This is a genomic window from Amycolatopsis sp. NPDC003865, from assembly GCF_053605345.1.
Genome location: NZ_JBSGJA010000012.1, coordinates 121,254 through 143,066 on the forward strand (window position 1 = coordinate 121,254; position 21,813 = coordinate 143,066).

21 protein-coding genes are annotated in these 21,813 nt (G+C 73.2%); 11 read left to right on the plus strand and 10 right to left on the minus strand.

What is annotated here, in order from left to right; translation table 11 throughout:
- Window positions 1–7: 7 nt before the first annotated feature.
- Window positions 8–388, minus strand: a complete 381-nt coding sequence (locus ACWEVP_RS27255; protein ID WP_452065393.1) for an ATP-binding protein — start codon at window positions 386–388, stop codon at window positions 8–10.
- Between the two features lie 219 nt (window positions 389–607).
- Here ACWEVP_RS27255 and ACWEVP_RS27260 point away from each other — a divergent pair, with 219 nt between their 5' ends.
- The gene (locus tag ACWEVP_RS27260; RefSeq protein WP_452065394.1) at window positions 608–847 is read left to right on the plus strand and encodes a hypothetical protein; all 240 of its coding nucleotides are present in this window, start codon (window positions 608–610) and stop codon (window positions 845–847) included.
- A gap of 175 nt (window positions 848–1,022) precedes the next feature.
- Here ACWEVP_RS27260 and ACWEVP_RS27265 read toward each other — a convergent pair whose 3' ends face one another.
- Window positions 1,023–1,805 carry an FkbM family methyltransferase gene (locus tag ACWEVP_RS27265; RefSeq protein ID WP_452065602.1) on the minus strand — a complete coding sequence of 261 codons (783 nt, stop codon included), beginning with the start codon at window positions 1,803–1,805 and terminating at the stop codon, window positions 1,023–1,025.
- Between the two features lie 96 nt (window positions 1,806–1,901).
- Between ACWEVP_RS27265 and ACWEVP_RS27270 the strand changes: the two genes are divergently transcribed.
- The 5 genes from ACWEVP_RS27270 (at window position 1,902) to ACWEVP_RS27290 (ending at window position 7,157) form a co-directional block, all read left to right on the plus strand.
- Window positions 1,902–2,348, plus strand: coding sequence for a hypothetical protein (locus ACWEVP_RS27270; RefSeq protein ID WP_452065395.1), 447 nt, complete (start codon window positions 1,902–1,904; stop codon window positions 2,346–2,348).
- Window positions 2,349–2,588: 240 nt separating this feature from the next.
- Window positions 2,589–3,779, plus strand: a complete 1,191-nt coding sequence (locus tag ACWEVP_RS27275; RefSeq protein ID WP_452065396.1) for a sialidase family protein — start codon at window positions 2,589–2,591, stop codon at window positions 3,777–3,779.
- Window positions 3,780–3,784: 5 nt separating this feature from the next.
- Entirely contained in the window at window positions 3,785–4,678 is an 894-nt protein-coding gene (locus ACWEVP_RS27280) for an isocitrate lyase/PEP mutase family protein (protein ID WP_452065397.1), read from the plus strand.
- A 36-nt stretch (window positions 4,679–4,714) separates the two neighbouring features.
- Complete coding sequence (ligA, locus tag ACWEVP_RS27285; protein WP_452065398.1) at window positions 4,715–6,706, plus strand: NAD-dependent DNA ligase LigA; 1,992 nt, start codon at window positions 4,715–4,717, stop codon at window positions 6,704–6,706.
- Window positions 6,707–6,764: 58 nt separating this feature from the next.
- Window positions 6,765–7,157: a hypothetical protein gene (locus ACWEVP_RS27290; protein ID WP_452065399.1), complete on the plus strand. Its 393-nt coding sequence runs from the start codon at window positions 6,765–6,767 to the stop codon at window positions 7,155–7,157.
- A 3-nt stretch (window positions 7,158–7,160) separates the two neighbouring features.
- Here the strand turns inward: ACWEVP_RS27290 and ACWEVP_RS27295 are convergent, their stop codons facing one another.
- Window positions 7,161–7,301, minus strand: a complete 141-nt coding sequence (locus ACWEVP_RS27295) for a hypothetical protein (protein ID WP_364454200.1) — start codon at window positions 7,299–7,301, stop codon at window positions 7,161–7,163.
- A gap of 40 nt (window positions 7,302–7,341) precedes the next feature.
- On the minus strand, window positions 7,342–8,184 hold the full coding sequence (locus tag ACWEVP_RS27300; RefSeq protein WP_452065400.1) for a phytanoyl-CoA dioxygenase family protein: 843 nt from the start codon (window positions 8,182–8,184) through the stop codon (window positions 7,342–7,344).
- A gap of 82 nt (window positions 8,185–8,266) precedes the next feature.
- Here ACWEVP_RS27300 and ACWEVP_RS27305 point away from each other — a divergent pair, with 82 nt between their 5' ends.
- Window positions 8,267–9,283 carry a LacI family DNA-binding transcriptional regulator gene (locus ACWEVP_RS27305; RefSeq protein ID WP_452065401.1) on the plus strand — a complete coding sequence of 339 codons (1,017 nt, stop codon included), beginning with the start codon at window positions 8,267–8,269 and terminating at the stop codon, window positions 9,281–9,283.
- Here ACWEVP_RS27305 and ACWEVP_RS27310 read toward each other — a convergent pair.
- A complete protein-coding gene (locus ACWEVP_RS27310) occupies window positions 9,252–9,701 on the minus strand; it encodes a hypothetical protein (protein ID WP_452065402.1) in 450 nt (149 codons plus the stop codon). The two genes, ACWEVP_RS27305 and ACWEVP_RS27310, sit on opposite strands and share 32 nt — an antisense overlap.
- Window positions 9,702–9,835: 134 nt before the next feature.
- Between ACWEVP_RS27310 and ACWEVP_RS27315 the strand changes: the two genes are divergently transcribed.
- A complete protein-coding gene (locus ACWEVP_RS27315) occupies window positions 9,836–11,005 on the plus strand; it encodes a sensor histidine kinase (protein WP_452065403.1) in 1,170 nt (389 codons plus the stop codon).
- A 23-nt stretch (window positions 11,006–11,028) separates the two neighbouring features.
- On the plus strand, window positions 11,029–11,673 hold the full coding sequence (locus ACWEVP_RS27320; RefSeq protein ID WP_452065404.1) for a response regulator: 645 nt from the start codon (window positions 11,029–11,031) through the stop codon (window positions 11,671–11,673).
- Here ACWEVP_RS27320 and ACWEVP_RS27325 read toward each other — a convergent pair.
- Window positions 11,554–12,249, minus strand: a complete 696-nt coding sequence (locus ACWEVP_RS27325; RefSeq protein ID WP_452065405.1) for an RDD family protein — start codon at window positions 12,247–12,249, stop codon at window positions 11,554–11,556. The two genes, ACWEVP_RS27320 and ACWEVP_RS27325, sit on opposite strands and share 120 nt — an antisense overlap.
- 22 nt (window positions 12,250–12,271) lie before the next feature.
- Here ACWEVP_RS27325 and ACWEVP_RS27330 point away from each other — a divergent pair, with 22 nt between their 5' ends.
- Window positions 12,272–13,933 (plus strand): alpha/beta fold hydrolase, encoded by a 1,662-nt coding sequence (locus ACWEVP_RS27330; RefSeq protein WP_452065406.1) that lies wholly within the window; start codon window positions 12,272–12,274, stop codon window positions 13,931–13,933.
- Window positions 13,934–14,031: 98 nt separating this feature from the next.
- On the opposite strand, the gene ACWEVP_RS27335 is transcribed toward ACWEVP_RS27330, so the two are convergent.
- The 4 genes from ACWEVP_RS27335 to ACWEVP_RS27350 form a co-directional block, all read right to left on the minus strand.
- Window positions 14,032–15,171, minus strand: a complete 1,140-nt coding sequence (locus ACWEVP_RS27335; protein WP_452065407.1) for a hypothetical protein — start codon at window positions 15,169–15,171, stop codon at window positions 14,032–14,034.
- A 36-nt stretch (window positions 15,172–15,207) separates the two neighbouring features.
- Window positions 15,208–16,296 (minus strand): NAD(P)/FAD-dependent oxidoreductase, encoded by a 1,089-nt coding sequence (locus ACWEVP_RS27340; protein WP_452065408.1) that lies wholly within the window; start codon window positions 16,294–16,296, stop codon window positions 15,208–15,210.
- On the minus strand, window positions 16,293–17,747 hold the full coding sequence (locus tag ACWEVP_RS27345) for a LodA/GoxA family CTQ-dependent oxidase (RefSeq protein ID WP_452065409.1): 1,455 nt from the start codon (window positions 17,745–17,747) through the stop codon (window positions 16,293–16,295). Before ACWEVP_RS27345 ends, ACWEVP_RS27340 begins: the two co-directional genes overlap by 4 nt.
- A 176-nt stretch (window positions 17,748–17,923) precedes the next feature.
- Window positions 17,924–20,545: a CHAT domain-containing protein gene (locus tag ACWEVP_RS27350; protein ID WP_452065410.1), complete on the minus strand. Its 2,622-nt coding sequence runs from the start codon at window positions 20,543–20,545 to the stop codon at window positions 17,924–17,926.
- Between ACWEVP_RS27350 and ACWEVP_RS27355 the strand changes: the two genes are divergently transcribed.
- Window positions 20,544–21,812, plus strand: a complete 1,269-nt coding sequence (locus ACWEVP_RS27355) for a S8 family peptidase (protein ID WP_452065411.1) — start codon at window positions 20,544–20,546, stop codon at window positions 21,810–21,812. The two genes, ACWEVP_RS27350 and ACWEVP_RS27355, sit on opposite strands and share 2 nt — an antisense overlap.
- Window position 21,813 lies beyond the last annotated feature (1 nt).

The following is a 21,813-nucleotide window of genomic DNA, read 5'->3' on the forward strand; positions in this document are numbered from 1 at the left end:
CGCGGGCTCAGGACGCGAGCGGGATCTCCGCCCAGACCGTCTTGCCGCCGTCGCCGCGGTGGAAGAACCCGCGGCGGCCGGAAGCCGCGGCGACCAGGGTGAGCCCGGTCCCCGCCGGCGCGGCGTCGGGCGCGACCGGGTCGAACCACGCCGACCCGCCGGCGTCCTCCACCCCGATCCAGACCGCGGCGTCCCCGCAGATCAGCAGCGCGCGCAAGGGCCCGGTGGCGTGCCGGACCGCGTTGGTCGCCAGCTCGCCGGTGATCAGCACGACGTCCGCCGCGACCCCGGCCGGCACGTTCCCGGCGGCCAGGCGCTCGCGCACCCAGGACCGCACCCGCCTGATCTGCACCGCCTCGGCGGCGAACTCGAAACTCTCGGGCGTCACGTCTTCGGCACCTCCCCCAGAAGGATTCTCCCGAGACCGAGATAACCGGTCCTCGGTGGCCTCACACGCGAATTAGCACGAACGGACGCATCCGTTCGTCGTGCGGGCGCCACTGGGCGGGCGATTCCTGCCGTTCACCGCAGCCGGGTCCGCCGGCCTGTTACAGATCCCGGCCGGTGCGCGACACCACCGTGGAGCATGACGGGGAAAGCGGGGGTGATGACGGGCGAACGGCAGGTGCGGCTGCGGCTGGGCACCCGTGCGGTTTCGGTCCCCGCCGGGCACGGCCGCGAAGTCGTGGAGTACGCGGGGGTGACGGTGCTGCGGGTCGAGGACGGCGCACCGGTGGAGCAGGCGTGGATCCCGGTCGGGACGTGCCCGAGCTACGCCGACGACGAAGCGCTGATCGCCGCCTGGCACGCGGCGCTGGTGTGGAGCCGCTCCCCCACCGACGCGTGAACCGGCCACCGTTTGCCGGGCCGGGTGCCGGGGCGTGCCGCCCCGGCCCGATCTTCGTGCCGGGCTACAGGGTGATGTGCTCGGGCAGGCAGAGCCGAAGTTGGGGGTGCTGTAGCCGATTCCGTACTCCACGCCGCGTGACGCCAGGGATTGCCGTTCGCGTCAGGGCAAGCGCTCACCGCAGCGCGAACACCATCCCGATGTCGGCCGCCTCCTGGACCGGGTCCTGCACGGCCTCGACCGTGAAGCCGCGGGCGGTGAACACCTCCCGGACGCGGTCGCGGTTCGCCGTCCACCGCTCCACCTCCACGACCGCCTGGCGGACCAGCGGCCAGTGCCGGTCCTCGATGCCCCGCAGCACGTCCAGCTCGGCGCCTTCGACGTCGACCTTGAGCAGGTCGACGCGGTCGATGCCCTCCTCGTCGAGCACCGGGGACAGCGGCCGGACGCGGACGCGGTGCGTCTCCAGGTCCCGCATCACCCGCAGCTTGCGGCCGACGAGCCCGCGCAGCACGGGCGCCGGCACGCGGCGGGCGGCCGGGCCCAGGCCGCCCCGGCGGATCATCTCGACGACGCTGGCCGTGACCCGGCGCCGCTCGGCCTCGACGTTGCCCTCGTCGCGCAACGAGGACGAAAAGATCGTCGCGCCGGGGAAGTAGCTGAAGTCGAGCTCGGCCTCGCCGGCCGCGAGCCCGAAGGGCAGCGCTTTCACGCGGCCCGCGAAGAAGTCCTCGCTGTTGCGCGCCAGCTTCTCGAACAGCGGCGGCAGCGGTTCGAAGGCGTAGATCCGCACGTCGCCGTCCAGCCGTTCGTAGACGGCCGCGGAGAAGACGCCGACGTTGGCCCCGACGTCCAGGACGGTTGCGCCGGGCGCGAGCTCGACGCCGTGGGCGAAGTAACCGCCGACCTCTTCGCGCAGGAACGACACTTCCCACGGGTTGATGCTGTGCAGGTCCATCGTCACGCGCAGAGGCTTATCAGTCCCGGGCCGCCGCGGCCAGCCCCATCGGTAGGTCACCCGATCGTGGACGACGGCGTGGGCCACACTGGGGACATGACCGCGACGCTGCTCATCGCCCGCCAGCTCGAGGTGCACGACCACCTGCTGGCCCGGGGCTGGCGGCTCGACGGCGACACGGGCCCGGCCGACGTGAAGTTCCTGGACGACGCCACGGCGGGCTGGTCGTACCCGGCCAGCTTCGGGGGCGAGCGGACCAACGACGTCGGCGACACGACGCCGATGGTCCTGCAGTGCTACTTCACCTTCGGCGACGAGGGCGAAGTGGTGTTCGGCGTCCTCCCGGCGGGCAACCTGCGCGGCAGCGGGTGCGCGAAGCACGACACGAAGGAGCGGCTGTTCCCGCTGACCGGAACGGGGCACGTGGACCTCGTGCGGCTCACGGCGTTGGCCGAGGAACTGGAGCCGCGGGCCCGGGCGCACGACGTGCGCGCGCTGGTCGAGTGCCGGTACTTCGGCCCGTGCCCCGCGCGGCGGCGATAGCCGCGTAGGCATCGGCCGGGCCTTGCCGGCGACCCGAGCGCCGACGGTCATCCCGGCCGCTCCCACCCCGCAGCCACGACCGGCCGAGCCGGGCGCAGCACCCCACCGCGCGGCCGCGGCCGTCCAGGCGCCGAGCGCACCCCTTGACGATCGCGCACCGGCTGCCTAGGTTCTCCGGACATAGGACGTCAGACATCCCATGTCCTACCTCGACGAGGAGGTCGAACCCCGGTGTCCCCGATGCGCAGACTCGGCACGATCCTGCTGGCCGCCGCCACGATGGGCCTGCCCTTCACCCCCGCCGCCACCGCCGCTCCCGGCTGTTCTTCCTCGGTGCCCTTCACCTCCGGCACCGAGGGCTACGACACGTTCCGGATCCCCGCGGTCGTCCGGGCCGCCGATGGCTCTCTCGTCGCCTTCGCCGAAGGGCGGCGGGACTCGGCCGGGGACTCCGGCGCGATCCAGACCGTCGCCCGCACCTCGCGCGACGGCGGCTGCACCTGGGGCCCGCTCTCCGTCGTGGACAGCAACGGCGACGCCACCGCCGGCAACCCCACACCAGTGCTCGCGCGGAACGGCGACCTCGTCCTGCTGACCGTCCACAACGGACTCGTGTCGGAGAAGCAGATCATGTCCGGGCAGGCGTCCGCGCAGGACACCCGGCGGGTGTTCGTGCTGCGGAGCCGGGACGACGGACGCACGTGGAGCAAAGCCCGGGACGTCACCGCCGACGCGAAGCTGCCCGGCTGGCGGTGGTACGCCACCGGCCCCGGGCACGCCACCCTGCTGCGCCACGGCCCGCACGCGGGCCGGATAGTGGTGCCCGCCAACCACTCCGGCTCCCCCGCGGCCGGCTCACCCGACGTCGGCACCGAGGCGAAGTACTACGGCGGCCACGACCTCTACAGCGACGACGACGGCCGCACGTGGCACATCGGCTTCACCGACGACCGCACCGACGGTGTCGTCGCCGCGAACGAGACGACGGCGACCGAACTGCCCGACGGCACCCTCTACTTCTCCAGCCGCAACCAGGGCTCCGCCGCCGAACACCGCGTCGACGGCTACAGCCTCGACGGCGGGAAGACGCTCGTCCGGCCGTACCAGGTGCAACCGGCGCTGTCCGGGCCGAAGGTCGAGGGCAGCGTCCTGCAGACGACCGTCCCGTGGCTGCTCGTCTACTCGGGCCCGGCCGACCCCGCCACGCGGGCGGTCATGCGGCTGCGGCTGAGCACCGACCGCGGGCTCACCTGGCGCGCGGGCCCCACGCTCACCAGCGGGCCCGCCGCCTACTCCGACCTGGTCCAGGCCGACCCCGCCACGCTCGGCGTGCTGTACGAGACGGGCACGGCGGGCCCGTACGAGAAGATCGTGTTCGAGCGGGTGCGGTTGGCCCCCGGGCAGCTCGGGTACGCCCCCGCGAGGAGGTGATCGCCGTGGCCGGGCTGCTGGATCCGCGGGTGCCGGGACCGAAACGGCTGCGGGAGCTGCTGGCCGGTGCCGAGCCGGTCGTGGCACCGGGCGCGTTCGACGCGCTCAGCGCCCGGCTGGTCGAGGCGGCGGGGTTCCCGGCGGTGTACATGACCGGCTTCGGCACGACGGCGTCGCTGCTCGGCCGGCCCGACGTCGGCCTGCTGACCATGACGGAGATGGTGCAGGCGGCGGGCCGGCTCCGGCAGGCCGTGGAGGTGCCGGTGATCGCCGACGCCGACACCGGCTACGGCAACGCGCTGAACGTCATCCGCACGGTCCGCGAGTACGAAGCCGCCGGCGTCGCGGCGATCCACCTCGAGGACCAGGTGGCGCCGAAGCGCTGCGGCCACCTCGAAGGCAAGCGCGTGGTCCCGGCCGCGACGATGGCCGACCGGGTCCGTGCGGCGGTCGCCGCCCGCCACGACCCGGACTTCGTGCTGATCGCCCGCACGGACGCCCGCGCGGTGGAGGGCCTCGACGCGGCGATCGACCGCGCCCGCCGCTACCACGACGCCGGCGCGGACCTGCTGTTCGTGGAGGCCCTGCAGTCCGAAGCGGAGATCGAAAGGGTGGCGGAGGTCTTCCGCGGCGTGCCGCTGCTGTTCAACTGGGCCGAGGGCGGCAAGACGCCGCCGCTGGGCCGGGACCGCCTGCGGGAGCTGGGGTTCCGGCTGATCATCTGTCCGATCTCGACACTGCTGGCGGCCACGGAAGCGATGCGCGCGGTCCTCGGCCGCATCGCCGCCGACGGCACCCCGGCCGGGGCGGTCCGCGACCTGCCGGGGTTGACGGACTTCGCGAACCTGGTGGGCCTGCCGGAGATCGAGGAGATCGGCGGCCGCTTCGGCGACGGCTGAACGTTTTTGTCGGTGCTGCCCGGTAATGTCCTGTCCGTGGAACCCAGGGAACGCATCCAGGAACTCGCCGATCGCATCGTGGTCCTCCGCGACGCCTACTACCGGGGTTCGCCCGTCGTGGCGGACGCCGAGTACGACGCGATCGAAGACGAGCTGCGGGGGCTCGTCGAAGCGAACGCGGAGCTGGCCCCGGACCCCAACCCGCTCGACCAGGTCGGCGCGCCCGCCGTGCTGCACGCCCCCATCCGGCACTCGCGGCCCATGCTGTCGCTGGAGAAGGCCACCAAACCCGAGCAGGTCGAGGCCTTCTTCGACCGCTTCCCCGGCCAGCCCGTCGTCGTCATGCCGAAGCTGGACGGCCTCTCGCTCGCCGTCGTCTACGAGGAGGGCCGGCTGCAGCGGGCCGTCACCCGCGGGGACGGCACGACCGGCGACGACGTCACCGTGCTGGTCCGGGCCCTGACCGACGGCATCCCGGAGCGGCTCGACGCCCCCGGCCGGGTCGAGGTGCGCGGCGAGGCCGTCATGCTGCGCTCCACCTTCGCCGCCTACAACACCGCCCACCCGGACAAACCGCTGATCAACCCGCGCAACGCCGCAGCCGGCACGCTGCGGGCCAAGGACCCGGCCACCGTCGCCGAGCGGCGGCTGCAGTTCTTCGCCTTCGACCTCTACACCGATCCCGACAGCGCGGACACCGACCTCGGCGGCGCGCTGCACACGCTCGGCTTCACCGCGGCCGACATGCGCCGCTGCGGCGACGCGGCCGCCGCGCAGGAGGTGATCGGCGAGATCGAGCGGCGGCGCAACGACCTCGACTACGACCTCGACGGCGCGGTCCTGCGCCTGGCCGACCGGGACGCCTACGCCGCGGCCGGCACCCGCTCGAGCTCGCCGCGCGGCGCGCTCGCCTTCAAGTTCGCCGCCGAGGAGAAGACCACCGTGCTGGCCGACGTCCGCTGGGACGTCGGCAAGACCGGCAAGATCGCGCCGGTGGCGTGGCTGGAGCCGGTGTTCGTCGGGGGCACCACGGTCACCCGCGCGACGCTGGCCAACCAGGAGGTCATCAAGGCCCGCGGGATCAAGATCGGCGACACCGTGCTCGTGCGCCGGGCCGGGGACGTCATCCCGTTCGTGGCCGGCGTGCTCGACGCGTCGAAGCGCACCGGCGCCGAGCGGGAGATCGTGCCGCCGAGCGCGTGCCCGTCGTGCGGGCAGCCGCTGACCGAGCAGGGCAACAGCCGGGAACTGTTCTGCACCAACGTCGCCTGCCCCGCGCAGACCGTGCGGCGGCTGATCCACTGGGCGTCGCGGGCCGCGGCGGACATCGACGCGATCGGCGGCGTGTGGATCGAGCGGCTGGCCGAATCCGGCGACCTCGAACACCCGTCGGACTTCTACCGGCTGACCAAGGAACGGCTGCTGGAGTTCGACCGCATCGGCGAGGTCTCGGCCACGCGCATGATCGAGTCGATCGACGGCAGCCGGTCGGTCGGGCTGCGCCGGGCGCTGATCGGGCTCGCCATCCCGATGGCGTCCGAAGGGACCGCCGCCCGCCTGTGCCGGGCCGGGTTCGGCTCCCTCGAAGACGTCCTCGCCGCCGGGGAGGACGGGCTGGTCGCCGTCGAGGACATCGGGCCGAAGGTCGCCGCTTCGCTCATCGAGCACCTCACGCGGCTACGGCCCGAGCTCGAGCGGCTGCGCGAGCGCGGCGTCTCGCTGGACGTCCGCGAGGAGGACCTGCCGCCGGTCGTCGCGGCCGGCGCTCCCCTGGCGGGCAAGACGGTGGTGGTCACCGGCTCGATCAGCGACCCGCGTTCCGGGGAGAAGGTTCCCCGGCCGACCTTCCAGCGGCTGTGCGAAAAGGCGGGCGCGACCATCGCGTCCTCGGTCTCGGCGAGCACCGACCTGCTCATCACCGGCGCCGACGTCGGCGCCGCGAAATTGACGAAGGCCGAGAAGCACGGCGTGACCGTCGCCGACCAGAGTGAAATCTGGCCGCAGCTCATCGAAGCCGGGATCATCTGAGGCAGGGGCTCATGAGATGCTGCGACCGCGCAGCAGGCTCGAGGGAGAGGCGGAGCGGGTGACCACCTGGACCGATGTGATCAACTATGTCCGGACGCGGTACGAGGTCCTGGAGGACACCGACGGCTGGCTCCGGTTCCGCCTGGAGGGCCCGGACGGCCGCACGCAGCAGGTGACCGCGCACCACGTGGAAGAGCTGCACGGCGGCGCGTGGGTGGAAATCTCCTCACCGGTCGGCTGGGCCGACAAGATCGACCTGCGGCGCCTGCTCGAACTGGCCGGCACCTCGGCCGTCGGCGGCGCGGCGGTCGTGGACGGCGTGGCGCTGCTCAAGCACACCGTGCCGCTGGAGGACCTCAGCATCGAGCACGAGTTCGAACGGCCGCTCAAGTCGGTGGTCGCCCGGGCGGACTCGCTGGAGCACGAACTCACGAAGTCCGACGAGTTCTAGCTCCTACAGGTGCATCGCCAGCCACAGCGCCATCCAGGCGAGACACGCGAGCGCGCCCCCGACCCCGAACGCCAGCAGCACGCGGCGCAACCCCGCGACGACCCCGGCCCGGCCCGACACTTCGGTGATCCCTGCTTCGGTCATGCTTTCTGGTGCCCCGGGCCGGGGGCGGCAAACATCCGATTCAGGAATCCTCGCCCATCACCAGGCCCTCGATCGTGTGCTTCTGGGTGATCGGCGTGAGGGTCTCGACGATCGGGCAGTCCAGGTGCGCGCGCACGGAGTCCGGCAGGGACGCCCAGAACTCGCGCGTCACGGCGGTGTCGTGGCGCTCGTCGTTGCCCGCGCCCGGCGCGTCGAGGCCCAGCACCAGGACCGGGCGTGACTTCGCCGAGTGGTTCGCGGTGCCGCGGTGCACCGTCAACGCCGAGCGGATCGAAATGTCGCCCATCCGCGGGAACTTGCGGACGGCCAGCTCGCGGTAGCGCGGGTAGGCCTCGCGCGGCGGGAACATGCCGTGGTCGAACGCGGCCCCGTCGTCCCAGTGCGTGCCGGGCGCGATCTCGAACGGGCCCATGTCCGGCTCGGTGTCGACGGCGGTCACGTTGACGGCGAGCGAGTTCAGCCTGCGGTGGCGGGCCGTCTCCCCGGGCATCGGGAAGTCGCGGTGCCACGGCTGGTCGACCGCGCCGGCGAGCGGGACGTCGAAGCCGACCTCGACGATCCGGTACTCCGGGCCGAGCACGGACTCGGCGACGGCGGTGATCCACGGGTGCGCCGCCAGGTCGGCGAAGCCGCGCAGCTGTTCCGGGTGGATCTCGACGTAGAAGCGGTTCGGGCCGCGGCCGACGGCGCCGCCCGGCCGGGCGCGGGCCTCGGCGAACGCCGCGTCGATGTCTTCGCCGAGGCGGGCCACCCACTCGCGGGTGAAGGCCCCGGGCAGGCCGATGATGCCGTCTTCGTACAGCCGGCCGGTCAGGGACTCGACATCGGCGGTGCTCAACGGCGAGGTCAGGTTCGTGGTCATGGGGACCTCCAAGGCGGCACGACGGCGTGGCGACTTCAGTTTGCAACGTGGCATGCCACGTTGCAAGAGGTAGGCTGCGGGCGTGAACCCGAAACTGCGGGACGTGGCCGAGCACGCCGGGGTGTCGGTGCGGACGGTGTCCAACGTGGTCAACGGCTTCCGCTACGTGGCCCCGGCGACCCGCGAGCGGGTGCAGGCGAGCATCGACGCGCTGGGCTACCGGCCGAACATGGCCGCCCGGACGCTGCGCCGCGGCCGGACCGGGCTGGTGGCCCTGGTCGTCCCGGAGATCGACTCGCCGTACTTCGCCGAGCTGGCCGCGCGGACCGTCCGGATCGCCGAGCGCCGCGGCCTGACCGTCCTCATCGACCAGACCGACGGGGACGCCGAGCGCGAGAAGCAGCTGCTGCACGGCCGGCGCAGCCAGCTGGTCGACGGCGTGCTGTTCAGCCCGTGGGCGGTGGCGCCCGCGGAACTGGCCGCCCGCACCGACACCGTCCCGCTGGTGCTGCTCGGCGAGCACGACGGCGCCGCGGGCGTCGACCACGTCGCCATCGACAACGTCGCCGCCGCCCGCGAGGCCACCGGGCACCTGCTGGCGAGCGGCCGGCGGCGGATCGCCGCGCTGGGCATCCAGCCGCGCTCCCTCAACGCGACCGCCCGCCAGCGGCTCGCCGGGTACCGCCAGGCGCTCGCCGACGCCGGCGTGCCCGCCGAGGCGGACCTGGCGGTGCCCGTCCGGCGGCTGCACCGCGCCGACGGCCACCGCGCGATGCTGGAGCTGCTCGACCGGGCCGAGCCGCCCGACGCGGTGTTCTGCTTCACCGACGAGCTCGCCCTGGGCGCGCTGCGCGCGGCCGCCGACCGCGGGGTCGCCGTCCCGGACGACCTGGCGCTGGTGGGGTTCGACGACATCGAGGACGGCCGGTTCAGCGTCCCGGCCCTGACCACGGTGTCCCCGGACAAGGACCGGATCGCCGAACTCGCGCTGGACCGCCTGGCCGCCGAACCGGGGCCGCCACGCTCGATCGTCGCCCCGCACCGGCTCGTGGTGCGCGGGACGAGCGTCACGCCCGCCGGTTCACCACCCGCAGGATGAGCCACTGGTCGAACCAGGCCCCGGCCGTGGTGACCACGAGCATCACGAGGCCGAGGATCAGGTGCGTGTAGCTGTGCAGCGGCGCGGCGCTGTCGGTCAGCTTCGACAGCCCGAACTGGAGGCCCAGCCGCAGGGCGAAGAGCACGGCGACGAGCGCGAGGGCCTGCTTGCTGCGCCAGACCGCGCGCAGGTACTTGCGGCGCCGCGAAAGCAGCGTGAACCACAGCGTCAGGTGCACCGCGACGAGCGCGATCGGCAGGAAGACGACCCAGTGGTACCGGTCGCCGAACTGCAGGCTGAGGTCGTTGGACGCCACCAGCAGCCCGACGAGCACGAAGTACCAGCCCGGCAGCCCTTCGATCTTCCCGGGCCGGTCCCCGGCCACCGCCTCGTCCTCTCGCGTGGGAAATCGGTTCATGCTCACCAGCCTCGCGGGACCGGGCCGGCAATCGATCAACCGGCGGTAGGAGATTCCGCCGCCGTCTCGTACCCAGGTACGAACTCCGGGCGTGAACGGAGCGCCGGGCCGCCGGGTGCGGCACCATCGGGCAGGTGACCGACCGGATCCCGTGGACCGGCCGCCGCGGCCCGCTGGTGGCCGAGGCGGCCGTGCTCGGCGTCCTCGTGGTGCTCGACATGGTCTTCGCGGCCCGGGCCGTGCCGGGCCAGGGTGGGCTCACGACCGTCGCGATCGAGTTCGCGCCGGGCGTCGGCCCGGTCGTCGCGGTGCTGGCCGTGCTGCGCCGGCGGTTCCCCGATCACGTCGCCGGGCTGGCCACCGCCGTCTCCGGGCTTTCGCTGCTGGGCTCGGTGATCGCGGCGGCGCTGGCCGTCGCGGGCACCCGGCTCGCGCCGCAGCCGGGCGCGGCCGAGACGCTCGCGATCGCGTTGCTGGTCGGCGCCTCCTGCCACCGCCTGTCCCCGCGGGCGGCCACCGTCCAGGCCGTGCTCGGCGGCTGCGCGGCGACGCTCGCCCCGATCCTGCGCTACGGCACCGGCTCCCCCGCCGCGCTCTACGCCGCCGGCGCCGCGGTCGTCTGGGGCGGCGCGCTGGCCGGCGGGCTGGTGCTGCGCGACGCCGACGTCCGCCACCGCGTCGACGTCCTCGAACTTCGCTCCGCCGAACGGCTCCGGCTGGCCCGGGAGCTGCACGACCTGGTGGCGCACCAGATCACCGGCATCGTCGTGCGCGTCCAGGCCGCGCACCGGGTCGCCGAGCGCACCGGCGGTGACACCGCGACGTTCGCCGAGCTGGAAACCGCGGGCGCCACGGCGCTTTCCGCGATGCGCCGGCTCGTCGGCGCGCTGCGGACCGGCGACGAGGACCTCTTCGTGCCGCCCGCCGACCTCGCCACCGCCGTGGACCGCGCGGTGCCCGACGACGACCGCATCCACCTCGACGTCAGCCCCGGCCTCGGCGAGCTCGCCGTCGAGCCGGAGGTCGTGACCACCGCGCACCGGCTGCTCACCGAGTCGCTCACCAACGTCCGGCGGCACGCACCCGACGCCGCGGAGGTCCGCGTGCTCGTCCACCACGAACCCCCCGGCGAGCTGCGCGTCGAGGTGGTCAACGACGGCGTCGCCCGGCCCGCGCGCCGCGGCGGCTACGGCCTGCTCGGGATGGCCGAACGGGTCGCGGCGGTGGGCGGTACGGTGCACGCGGGACCGGCGGAAGGCCGGCGCTGGCGCGTGCTCGCGCGGCTGCCGCTGCGGCCGGGCTGACCGCCGCGGGAGGGGAGAGCGGGTTGCCGACGCGAGTGCTGATCGCCGACGACCAGGCGATGGTCCGCGCGGGGTTCCGGCTGATCCTCGAAGGCGAGCCGGACATCGAGGTGGTCGGCGAGGCCGCCGACGGCGACCAGGCCGTGCGGCTGGCCCGCGAGCTGCGCCCCGACGTCACGCTGATGGACATCCGGATGCCCGGCGTGGACGGGCTGCGCGCGACGGAACTGCTGGCGGGCCCGGACGTCCCGGACCCGCTGCACGTGGTGATGGTGACGACGTTCGGGCTCGACGAGAACGTGCACGCCGCGTTGCGCGCCGGGGCGTGCGGGTTCCTGCTCAAGGACGCCGGGCCGAACCTGCTGATCGAAGCCGTGCACGCGGCGGCCCACGGCGAGGCGCTCGTCTCCCCCGCCATCACGACCCGGCTGCTCGCGCACTTCACGCGCGGGGTGTCCCGGCCCTCGCCGGAAACCCCGCTGACGCCCCGGGAACTGGACGTCGTCCAAGCCGTGGCGCGCGGCGCGACGAACGACGAGATCTGCCGCTCACTCGTGGTTTCGCTGCCCACGGTCAAAACCCACATCGGCTCCGTCAAGCGCAAGCTCGGGGCGCGCAACCGCACCGAAATCGCCATCTGGGCGTGGGAAAGCGGGCTCGTCCGCTAGCTTCGGCACGCGCTCGACGACCGTGCGCGCGACGATGTCGCCGAACCGCTGCCGCCGGCGCGACACCAGCATCACCACGATGCCGGCCAGCCCCCACGCGAACCCGTCGACCACCATCAGCAGGTCGCGGACGAAGAACGCGCCCAGCGTCGGGTGGCCGCCGTCGAGGGTCCGGATCCGCAGGCGCAGCCAGCGCATCGCCGGGGTCTGCCCGCCGTGCCGGTAGGGCCACCACACGTTGACGAACACCAGGCCGAGGAAGTCCAGCACCAGCATCGTGTAGAGGACGACCTTCAGGAACGTCAGCAGGCCCGGGCCGTGCGGGTGGAACAACCAGACCACGGCGATCGCGAGCAGCAGCATCGGCAGGAAGACGAGCAGCTCGTCGAGCAGGAACTGCACCAGGCGGCGCCCGACGACGCCGATTCCCGGACGGGTCATGCACCCATGATCCCGACCCCGGCGCCGGGGCGCGCGTTGAGCCGGGCTCATACCCAGGGCCGAGGCGGCGACGGCGAGTTCGTCCTCCGGGTTGATCACCGCCGCCGGGCGCCGGGCCAGGCTCGGGCGCACCACCCGGCGACGAAAGGACTCCCTGGTGCGCATCTCCCGGACCGGACTGGCGGCCGCGACGGCCGTCCTCTTCGCGGCGGCCGTGCCCGCCGCGGCCGCGGACCCGCTCACGCCGTACACGAGCCAGCAGCTCCAGTGGGGCGACTGCCCGTTCAAGCCGGGCGCCGGCGACGCGCCGACGCAGTGCGCGCTGGTCACCGTGCCGCGCGACTGGGCGAACCCGGCCGCGGGCACCGACCTGACGGTGCAGATCAGCCGCGCCGCGGCCACCGGCGAACGGCAGGGCGCGCTCCTGCTCAACCCCGGCGGGCCCGGCGGTCAGGGCAGCACGCTCGCCGGCCCGCTCGCCGCGCTGGAGCCGTCGGTGCACCAGCTGTACGACTTCGTCGGCATGGACCCGCGCGGCACGGGCCACGCGGGCACCGACGACAAGGGCTTCCAGTGCCAGGTCCCGGCCGGGCGGCTGCCACCGGGCCCGCTCGACGCCCGCGACCGGTCGGCGGCGAGCGTCGCCGACCACCGGAAGCGCCCCCGGGCCACCGCCGAGGCGTGCCAGAGCGACGCGCTCGCGCCGTACGTCACGACCTGGCAGACCGCGCACGACATGGACCTGATCCGCGCGCTGCTGGGCGACGGGAAGCTGAACTACCTCGGTTACTCCTACGGCACCTGGCTCGGCGCGAAGTACGCGTCGCTGTTCCCGGAGCACACCGGCAAGACCGTGCTCGACTCCAGCGTGAACTTCGAAGGCAGGCTGCAGGCGGACTTCGAGGCGTTCCCGGTGATCGACCAGCGCCAGTTCGACGACGTCTACGTGCCGTGGCTCGTGCGGAACTTCGCGGAGCAGCTCGGCTCGACGGCCGCCGAGGTGAAGGCGAAGTGGGAACGCGTCCGGGCGTACTACGGCAGCCAAGGCGTCTCGCCCGACACCTACGACGGGATCTTCGTCGGCAACGGCAGCGAGCTGCAGTGGCTGCTCGGCGCGGCGGTCTTCCTCGGCGGCGCGGCCGCGCTCGACGGCACCACGACCACTCCGCCGGCGCTGGCCGGCGCGCTGGACACCGTGTCCCGCAAGGCGTTCGGCGTGCCGGCCGCCGCCGTGACCCCGGCCGTGGTGGCCGCGGCGGCACCGGACTACACGCAGGCGCCCGGGACCCGCTACGCCGTCGCGTGCGGCGACCAGCCCACCCGCTCGGCGGCCTGGTACCAGCGGCTCAGCGACCGGCAGGGTCCGCGCTACCCGCTGTTCGGCTGGGCGTACGGCCTCGGCGAGACGTGCGGCTTCTGGTCGGACGCGCCGCAGCACGAACTCCCGGACGTCCCCGCGTCGGTGGCGTCGAACATCCTGGTGGTGCAGGGCGAATTCGACCCGCAGACCGGCTACGAGCAGGCGTCCGCGGCGGTGCGCGCGGCGCGGGTGCCGCTGGTGTCGGTCGACGACTCGCCGTTCCACGGGCAGTACGCCCTGGCGGGCAACCCGTGCGTCGACGGGCTGGTGAACGTATTCCTCACCAAGAACTCCCGCCCCGCCAGCACGACCTGCCCGGGTGTCCCGCTGCCGGGCGAGGACCGCGTGTACCCGGTAGCCGGGCCGGTCCGGGGTGCGGCGTCCGTCCAAACGCGACTGTCGGCGGAGAGCACGCTGCGGACGCGGGTGCAGGAGGAGGTCGGCGCGGTGAACCGCTGAGGGCGCGGCCCGGCTTCGGGCCTCGGAGCATGAGACAGGATTTGCGGGCCTGCCACCCGCGATCGACCTCGCTCGGGTGGCAGGCCCGTTCCCGTCGGCTATCCCGGCTCCTCGGTGCTGTCCGCGGTGGTGCCTTCGCCGGCGACCGGCTCCGCGCCGTGGCCGAGCAGCTCGACCTCCACGCAGTTCCGCCGGTTCTCGATGCGGAACTTTTCGGTTTCCACGCGCAGCTGGGCTTCGCGCACGGGGTCGCACGACGAACAGTGCGCCAGCTCGGCTTCGTACAGGGTGCCGTCGGTCGGCAAGGTCACCTGCCGGGCATCCGTGGCCTCGTCGGCCGGCTGCGGCAGCGCGGCACCGAATTCCTTCATGCCCCGCTCGGCTTCGGCGTTCCGGTCGTCGGCAGACCGCCACGGCGTGTCGCCGATCCGCCACTCGATCGATTCGACCCGGGTCGAGGCGGTATACACCTCCATCACCCGCCGGACGTAGTACGTCACCGCGTGGCACGGGTTCAGGTTCCGCAGTGTCCGCCGCGTCGTGTTCTGGGTCTCCGCCTCGTCGAACGTCGACACCACGACCGAGCGTTCCGCCTCGGTCGACTGCGCCGCGGTGATCGCGTTCCGGGTGAACTGCGACGAAGCGGTCGCCACCGAAGCGCCGCTGGCCACGGTCGTCTCCGTCGCGACGCCGAATTCGCCGCGCACCTCGGGGGCGCCGAAGAACCCGGCGAGGCCGCCGCCCGCGGACACCGAAGTGTCGGCGTGCGTGCGGATGTCCACGAGGCTGTCGGTGTAGGCCGACGCCGAGGAGAACCTGCTGGTCTGCGACAGGGCGCTCATCGTCTGCCGGAACGACGAGTGCACCGAAAGGCGCTCCTCCGCGGCACGCACGCGGCGGTACCGGTCGAACTCGTACACCTCGACCGTTTCACCCGGCAGCAGGGTGACCGTGTACAGCAACGGGCCTTGCTGGCGCCCCACCAGGCTCAGCCTGTGCTGGTAGGTCACCCTGATCTGCAGCACTCCCTGGTCGAAGCGTCCGAGGGTGAACACGCGCCCCTCGTAGAAGTACTGGGCACGGTCGTAGGGCAGCCACGGGACGGGCCGCGGACCGCGGCACTCGCGCGGGGTCCGCTCTTCGCACCCGCCGCCGCAGCCGGAACAGCCGTCCGGCCGGTTCCGCGCGCCGGCCGACGGCTCCGCGGACTCGGTGTGTTCCTTCTCCTCCACCGACATCGTCACTCCTCCACTGATCTCCGGTGTCCGAACTGGTCACCCATCCGGTGCGGGAACCCGCTGTCCTGATACGCGGCCGGCTCCTCTTTGCCGGGCTCGCCAGAAGGGGGCGTGCGAAAACCGCGTTTCCGCGCGGTAGATCCGGTTGTAGGTCTCGCGGTAAGAGACGGCGAAGCCGTTCACGAACCGCTGGTAGTCCGCCGCGTCCCCGCCGAGCAGGACCTCCGCGGCCCGTCCCGCCGAGCGCAGGGCGAACGGCACCCCGCTCCCGGAAAGCGGATCCACCGCCAGCGCCGCGTCGCCGACCGCGAGCCAGCCCGGCCCCGCGCACGGCCTCAGCACGTGACCGCCGACGGCCACCACCACGGGGTCACCCGCGTACGGCGTTTCGGCGATCCGTCGCAGGTGCGTCGTGGCCGCCAGCGCCGCGGCCCAGCCCGGGCGGGTCACGAGCCGGGCCCGGGCGGCGACCGACGGTTCGGTGAAGCAGGCGATGACGCGGCGGCGGCCCGGCATCGGGGACGCGTACCACCAGCCGTGTTCGACGGCCTCCACGAAGGTGTCCCCGACGTCGGCGCCCGGCGTCAGCGCGGCGACTCGGGCAACGCAGACCAGCCGGTCGAACCGGTCGCGGTGAGCACCCGAGCGCGTGGAGAACCGTGCCGCGCGCCCGGTCGCGTCCACGATGGACGCCGCGTGCGTGGGCACGGCCGCCGTCACCCGGAAGCCGCCGGCAACGCGGTCCACCCCGGCCACGGCGTGGTTCAGCACGGCGACGCCGGCCTCGGCGGCGGCGTCGGCGAGCATCCGGTCGAAGCGCACGCGGTCGACGTGCCACCCGTGACCGTAAGCGTCGAGCAACGACGGCCGGACCGCCACGGCGCCGGAACCCCACGCACTGGAAGTGCGGAACGACGGCAGCGAGCCGAGGGCGACGAACGCGTCCCAGGCACCGAGCTCGCGGAGCAAGGGCGCGACGGACGAGGCCAGCGTCTCGCCCAAGCGCATCCGCACGTAACGGGACGGCTCGTACAACGCGACTTTCGCACCGCCTCGCGCCAGCCGCAGCGCCGTGGCGGTGCCGGCCGGGCCGCCACCGAGCACCACCACGTCGAACCGGGTCACAGCACGCGTTCGGTTTCCACGAGTTGGTCGCCTCGCCGGGTGACGAACCCCAGTCCCGCCCATCGCCCGCCGACGAAGCCCTCCAGCTCCTCCGCACCCCGCGCCCATTCGACCGGGTCCGCTCCAGGTGGCGCGTCGAAGGGCATGACCTGCTCCGGGACCTCCGCCCACCAGCCACGGCAGTAGTGGAGGTCGCCCTGCCACGGCACCGACAGGCCGGCCGTCACCGCGCCCGGCTCGACGTCCGGTCCCAGCCGGAACGACGGGTGCTCACCGCGGAGCAGGTCACCGACGAAGTTCCTCTTGTCCAGCAGGAACTTGCCGGCCTCGATGCCCGGTCCGAGCGCTCCGCCGACACAGTTCTCGAGCGCGGCCCGGTCCAGTCCCTCCGGGGTGACGTCCGGGACGAACGGCGGCGAACTCGCACCCGTGGGCCAGTCATCGGTGAAGTCTCCCGCCGCCCACCTCCGGATCACCTCGAGCTGGGTGCCGGTCAGGAACAGCTCGTTGCCCCGGCCGTCGTCGTCGGTCAGCTTCGGCATGTGCCCGGCCCCGCCGGTGGTGACCCGCCGCCGGATGTCGGCCAGTGCCTTGGCGGCGGTCACGGGGTGCCGGAACCGGTGCCGGCCGCGGGCGGCCGAGTTGACCGCGCCGATGTCGTTCGCGGCCTGGAGGATCGGGTAGATGTCGCGCACGTACGAAGGGCGGAGGGCCTTCGCGGCGTCGCCGGCGAGCGCGTCGAAGAGCGCGTCCCAAAGGCGGACCACGTTGCCGACGGCCGGCGCGAACGACGGCGGGCAGACGATCACCCAGGCCCGCTCGGCTTGCATCTCCGTCCCGCCGATCCGGACGGTCGCCGAGACGGGCCCGTCCGAGACGTCGTCGTACCACTCGTCCACGTCGCCCGAGTCGTCGAGCGGGTGGTCCGACGGAGAACCTGCCTTCCCCCGGCCGCCTTTCACGACGAGCCTGCCGTCCCGGTCGGTCGACGCATCGCCCAGGCGCACCGCGACCGCGGGTTGGCCGACCACGGTGAACGTGCCGTCGAGCGAGACGTCGGCGCGGTCGCGACCGGACACGGCGCGCGGACCGGAATCGATGATCAGGCCGTTCCTGGCCGGAGGCAGGACGTGGGCGTTGCGTTCCTTCCCCCGTTTGCCGCCCCGGCCGTCGAGCTTCGACGCGACGGCCTTGCGGTTGGCGAGGTGCACCGTCCACTCGATGTCGGCATCGGCCGAGGTCAGTTCCACGACCCGCCCGTCGTCGTGGTGGGCGAACACCCGGAAACGCGCCGCCTGCCGCTTGATCCGGCCGGCACTGTCGCGATACCGGCCCCCGTCGGGAACGGCCAGGTCCCGGCTTCTCTCCGGCCCGATGAAATACGCCTTTTCGCTGTCGCCGACCCGCGCTATCCCGATCGCCGGGTGGATCCGCACCGCGATCACTGCCATACCGGCATCACCTCGAAGAAAATTGCTCACCGGCCACACCCGGAAAACGTCGGGTACAACCGGGATACGAATTCGTTCCAGGACGTTCCCGCCGAGAGTCGCCCGGCACCACCTGACGTTACAAATCCATTCGACCGGCCAGCGGAATTCATGCGGACGGACCAGGTGGCACTCGATCAATGCCCGGCACCGAAACAGCTGAACCCCGCCGTGGCGACGAGCCATTCGGTCCCATTCCCCCGCACCGACTCCTGGGCTTCGGCGAGGGCGGCGGCCGGTGACCGGCCGGCCACCAGGCGAGCGTGGAACGCGGTCATCAGCGGCATCGTCTCCGCGTCGGGCACCGGCACCACCGAAGCGACGAGCTGAGCCGTGCCGAGGGCGACGAAAGTCGCGCTGAGGCCGAGGAGTTCGTCGCCCGTGCACACGACCGACCGGCCGCTGTCGCAGGACGCCAGGACCACCGTCCGCGCCGCCCGGTCGAGCCGCTCGAGGTCGTGCACGACCAAGGGGCCGTCGTGGAGCCTCAGGTCGGACAACAGAGGCTGGTCCACCGCGAGCCTTCCGTGTGCGGCCAGGTGCAGCAGATCGGAAGCAGCGACCGCCTTCAGGACCGCGTCCACGGTCGCCGCGTCACCGACCAGCGCCGTCGTTCCGTGCAGGGCCGCCACCGCGAGTGCCTCTTCGCGCGCGCCGGCCAATCCCGGGCCCGCCGCGACGCCGACCACCCCGGGCCCTGCGCCGCGGTGCCCGGCTGCCGACCGCCACAACGTCGCCGACGGGGACACGGTCACCGGACGCCCCGAGCACGACGGCAGCGCCGACCACGGCACGCTGTGCAACGCGCCGGTCGGCACGAGGATCAGCGGCCGGTCGCCGAGTTCGGGCAGGGCCCGCAGCAGGACGCGGTCGAGTTCGTCGCCGGCGTGGTTCAGCAAGCCGAGCGCGGCCGCCTGGGCCGCGGCGCCGCCGGCCCGGCCGGCCAGCCGGCGCAGCGCGAACGTGACCCGGTCCACCAGGCCGGCGACCTGGTCGCTCGCGCCGAGGAATCGCAGCCGGAGCCGCCCGCCGACCAGGGTCACGGCGTGCAGCGTCCCGTTCAGCTGCACGAATTCCACCAGCGCGGCGTCCCCGGGATCGAGGTCCGCGGGCTTGACCGGGCGGACGCGGTGCCGATCCACGACACCGGGGGTGAGCCGGGCCCGATCGCGGATCCGCCGTTCGAGCGCGGTTTGCCGGGCACGCGTCTTCGGCGTCGCGCCGCCGGGAACACCGGCCTCCCGCAAAGTCGACCGGAGTTCCGCGAGCAGCGCGCCGAGCTCCGGATCTTCGGGCGGCCGCAGGGGCCGCGCGGCGAGCCGGGTCGCCCGGCCGCGTTCCGCCCACTCGAAGACCTGCCCCGGACGGCCGGAGCGCAGCGCGACGCGGAGGCCGAGCTCGCTCAGTTCGGTGCGGTGCGCGGCGGACCGCGCCCGCAGGTCGGTCGCACCGAGCGAGGTGGCGTGCTCGTCGAGGATGCCCAGCCCGGCCCGGACCGCGCGGGTGGCCGCGGGACCGTCCCCCGCGCGCCAAGCGCGGACCGCCCGGGCGTACCAGGCACGAGCGCGCAGTGCCGCCGGTCCGGCGCGGGTCGCCGCGCCCGCCGCCCGCAAGTACCCGTCACTTCGCACGCGGTCGCCGCGGTCCGCCGAGAGCCGGGCGGCCACGAGGCGGGCTTCCAGCGCCGCGGCCGGCCAGCCGGCCGACGTCAGGACGTCGACCATGGTCGCGACCCGGTGCGCGGGCACCCGCGCCCGGCCGGCCGACGCGAGCTGGATCTTGAGGGTGGCCAACCGCGCCAGTTCGGCCCACTCGCGCCGGTCCTGCCGGGTGAACTCCCGGTAGGCCCGGCGGGCCTGCTCGCGCGCTGTCGGCCAGTCCTGGCCGAGGTACGCGGCCTGGGCCAGGAGGAGCCGCGCTCCGGGCACGAGCAGCCGGCGGCGGTCGCGTTCGAACGCGAGCACCGCTTGCCGGGCCGCGTCCGCCGCCTCGACGCGGGCGCCGACCGACAGCAGCAACTCCGCCTGATCCGAGTAGACGGGCCCCAGCTGGCCGCCGAGCTCGCCGATGATGCGCTCGGCCCGGCCGAGGTGGGCCAGTGCGGCGGGCACGTCGCCGCGCAGGGTTTCGAGGAAGCCGAGGTTCTCGGCGATGATGCCGACCGCCAGTCCGCGGCCCAGTGCCCGGGCCAGGCCGTCGGCTTCGCGGAGATTCTCCTCGGCGGCCGCGAAAGCGTGCCGTTCGGTGTCGAAGATCCCGCGGTTGACCAGCGCGCGCTGCAGGTTGAGGTCGTCACCCGAGCGGCGCAGCGACGGGATCGCCACGTCGTACTCGGCCTCCGCCGCCGCGAGCCGGCCGATCTGGTGCAGCAGGTCCGCGCGCTGGGCCCGCGCCCGGGCGCGCCCGCCGGCCTCGAGCTGCCGGATCGCGGTGTCGATCTCGCTCAGCGCCGCCTCGGCCCGGCCCCGCTGCACCAGCGCCGCGGCCAGCGGGATCCGCGTCTCGCCCGCCAGGTCGGCGGCCCCGGCCCGGTCGGCCAGGACGATCGAACGCCTGAGGTGCCGGATCGCGCTCTCCACGTCTCCGCACTGCAGGACCGCGCGACCCCAGGCCCGCTCGGCGATCGACGCCGCGGCGTCGTCCCGGTCGGCGGCCGCACGGCGAACGGCACGCTCGGCGAACGGCACCGCACGCCCGGCATCGGCGTCGGCGCGGCGCAACGCCGCCAGCGCCTGTTCCCGCGCGGCCGTCGGTTCCATGCCTGAAATCATGCCCCTTCTTGGCGGTACCGGGAACTGTTTTTCCGATGCTGGAATCAAACGTGCGGCAGGCTGCTCCGTCAGGCGTAAGCAACCTACGCAGCAGAAAGGTCCGATCATGACGGAACCGAGCGAACTGATCGTCGACATCGACAGCGTGGAGACGGTGAAAACCCAACTCGAAAAGCTGGGAGTCTGGGGTAAGGAATCAGCATACGATAAGGATGATCTACTCCGGCTGGCTTTGATCCGGAATCTCGACAATCTGCCGGGTTACGCGGCCGACACCCGGCGCAGGTACTGGAACGAGATCGAAACGCTCCAGCGGCGCAACGACCGTGATTTCACCGATCTGGACGTGCTGCTCTACGATCTCCGGACCTGGTCCGGCGCCGAGATCGGCGTGGTTCCGTTGCTGGGCAAGAACCGGGACACCTTCATCGGGTACCCCCAGCACAAGAACTACGGTGACCCGCGCCCGATGGCGGCGCCGTCGGAACTGGCACCGGTCGGGCACGTGCAGGGCGACATCCGCGTCGGCGTCGTCGACACCCCGCTGTACATGCATCCGTTCTTCACCGAGGAACTCGTCGAGACCGACGCCGTTTCCACCCCCGACCAGGACGGCACCTTCGGTGCCTGGCAGGGGCATTCGACGTTCGTCACCGGCATCATCCACCAGTTCGCCCCGGACGCGCACATCGTCGTCAAGGCCGGGCTGGACGGCGGCACCGGACGGAACACGGTGTGGGAGACCGCGAAGAAGATCGCGGCCTTCACCGCCGAGGACGAGCCGGAGATCCGGGTGCTCAACCTTTCGTTCGGGACGACGACCGAGGACGCGCAGCCGCCGCTCGCGCTGCGGCGCGCGATCCAGGTGGTGCGGAAGAAGTTCGACAAGCTCGTGATCGTGGCCGCCGCCGGGAACCGGGGGCACCGGCCGAGCCCGCCGCTGGCGATCTGGCCCGCCGCGATGACGGAAGTGGTGGCGGTCGGCGCCACGGGCGCCTCCTTCAGCATGGACCGCGACTGGGTCGACGTGACGTCGGACGGCGTCGACGTTCAGGGGCTCTACCTCCAAGGTGAAGTCCGGCTGTCCCGCGGGTCGCTCGACTTCGGCGGCTACGCGATCATCAGCGGGACGTCGTTCGCGGCGGCCCGGGTCAGCGGACTGGTCGCCGAGGAACTGAGAAAGGGATTCGATCCGGCCGTCGCGCTGCAGAACGTGATCCACGGGAAGTACGCGACGCCCTACCGGCCGGCCTGAC

Coding starts and splice junctions, on each gene's coding strand:
- ACWEVP_RS27270 (WP_452065395.1), top strand. CDS start 1,902: ATGACCGCGACGCTGCTCATCGCCCGCCAGCTCGAGGTGCACGACCAC.
- ACWEVP_RS27350 (WP_452065410.1), bottom strand. CDS start 20,545: ATGGAACCGACGGCCGCGCGGGAACAGGCGCTGGCGGCGTTGCGCCGC.
- ACWEVP_RS27260 (WP_452065394.1), top strand. CDS start 608: ATGACGGGCGAACGGCAGGTGCGGCTGCGGCTGGGCACCCGTGCGGTT.
- ACWEVP_RS27300 (WP_452065400.1), bottom strand. CDS start 8,184: ATGACCACGAACCTGACCTCGCCGTTGAGCACCGCCGATGTCGAGTCC.
- ACWEVP_RS27310 (WP_452065402.1), bottom strand. CDS start 9,701: ATGAACCGATTTCCCACGCGAGAGGACGAGGCGGTGGCCGGGGACCGG.
- ACWEVP_RS27275 (WP_452065396.1), top strand. CDS start 2,589: ATGCGCAGACTCGGCACGATCCTGCTGGCCGCCGCCACGATGGGCCTG.
- ACWEVP_RS27295 (WP_364454200.1), bottom strand. CDS start 7,301: ATGACCGAAGCAGGGATCACCGAAGTGTCGGGCCGGGCCGGGGTCGTC.
- ACWEVP_RS27355 (WP_452065411.1), top strand. CDS start 20,544: ATGCCTGAAATCATGCCCCTTCTTGGCGGTACCGGGAACTGTTTTTCC.
- ACWEVP_RS27335 (WP_452065407.1), bottom strand. CDS start 15,171: ATGTCGGTGGAGGAGAAGGAACACACCGAGTCCGCGGAGCCGTCGGCC.
- ACWEVP_RS27345 (WP_452065409.1), bottom strand. CDS start 17,747: ATGGCAGTGATCGCGGTGCGGATCCACCCGGCGATCGGGATAGCGCGG.
- ACWEVP_RS27265 (WP_452065602.1), bottom strand. CDS start 1,805: ATGGACCTGCACAGCATCAACCCGTGGGAAGTGTCGTTCCTGCGCGAA.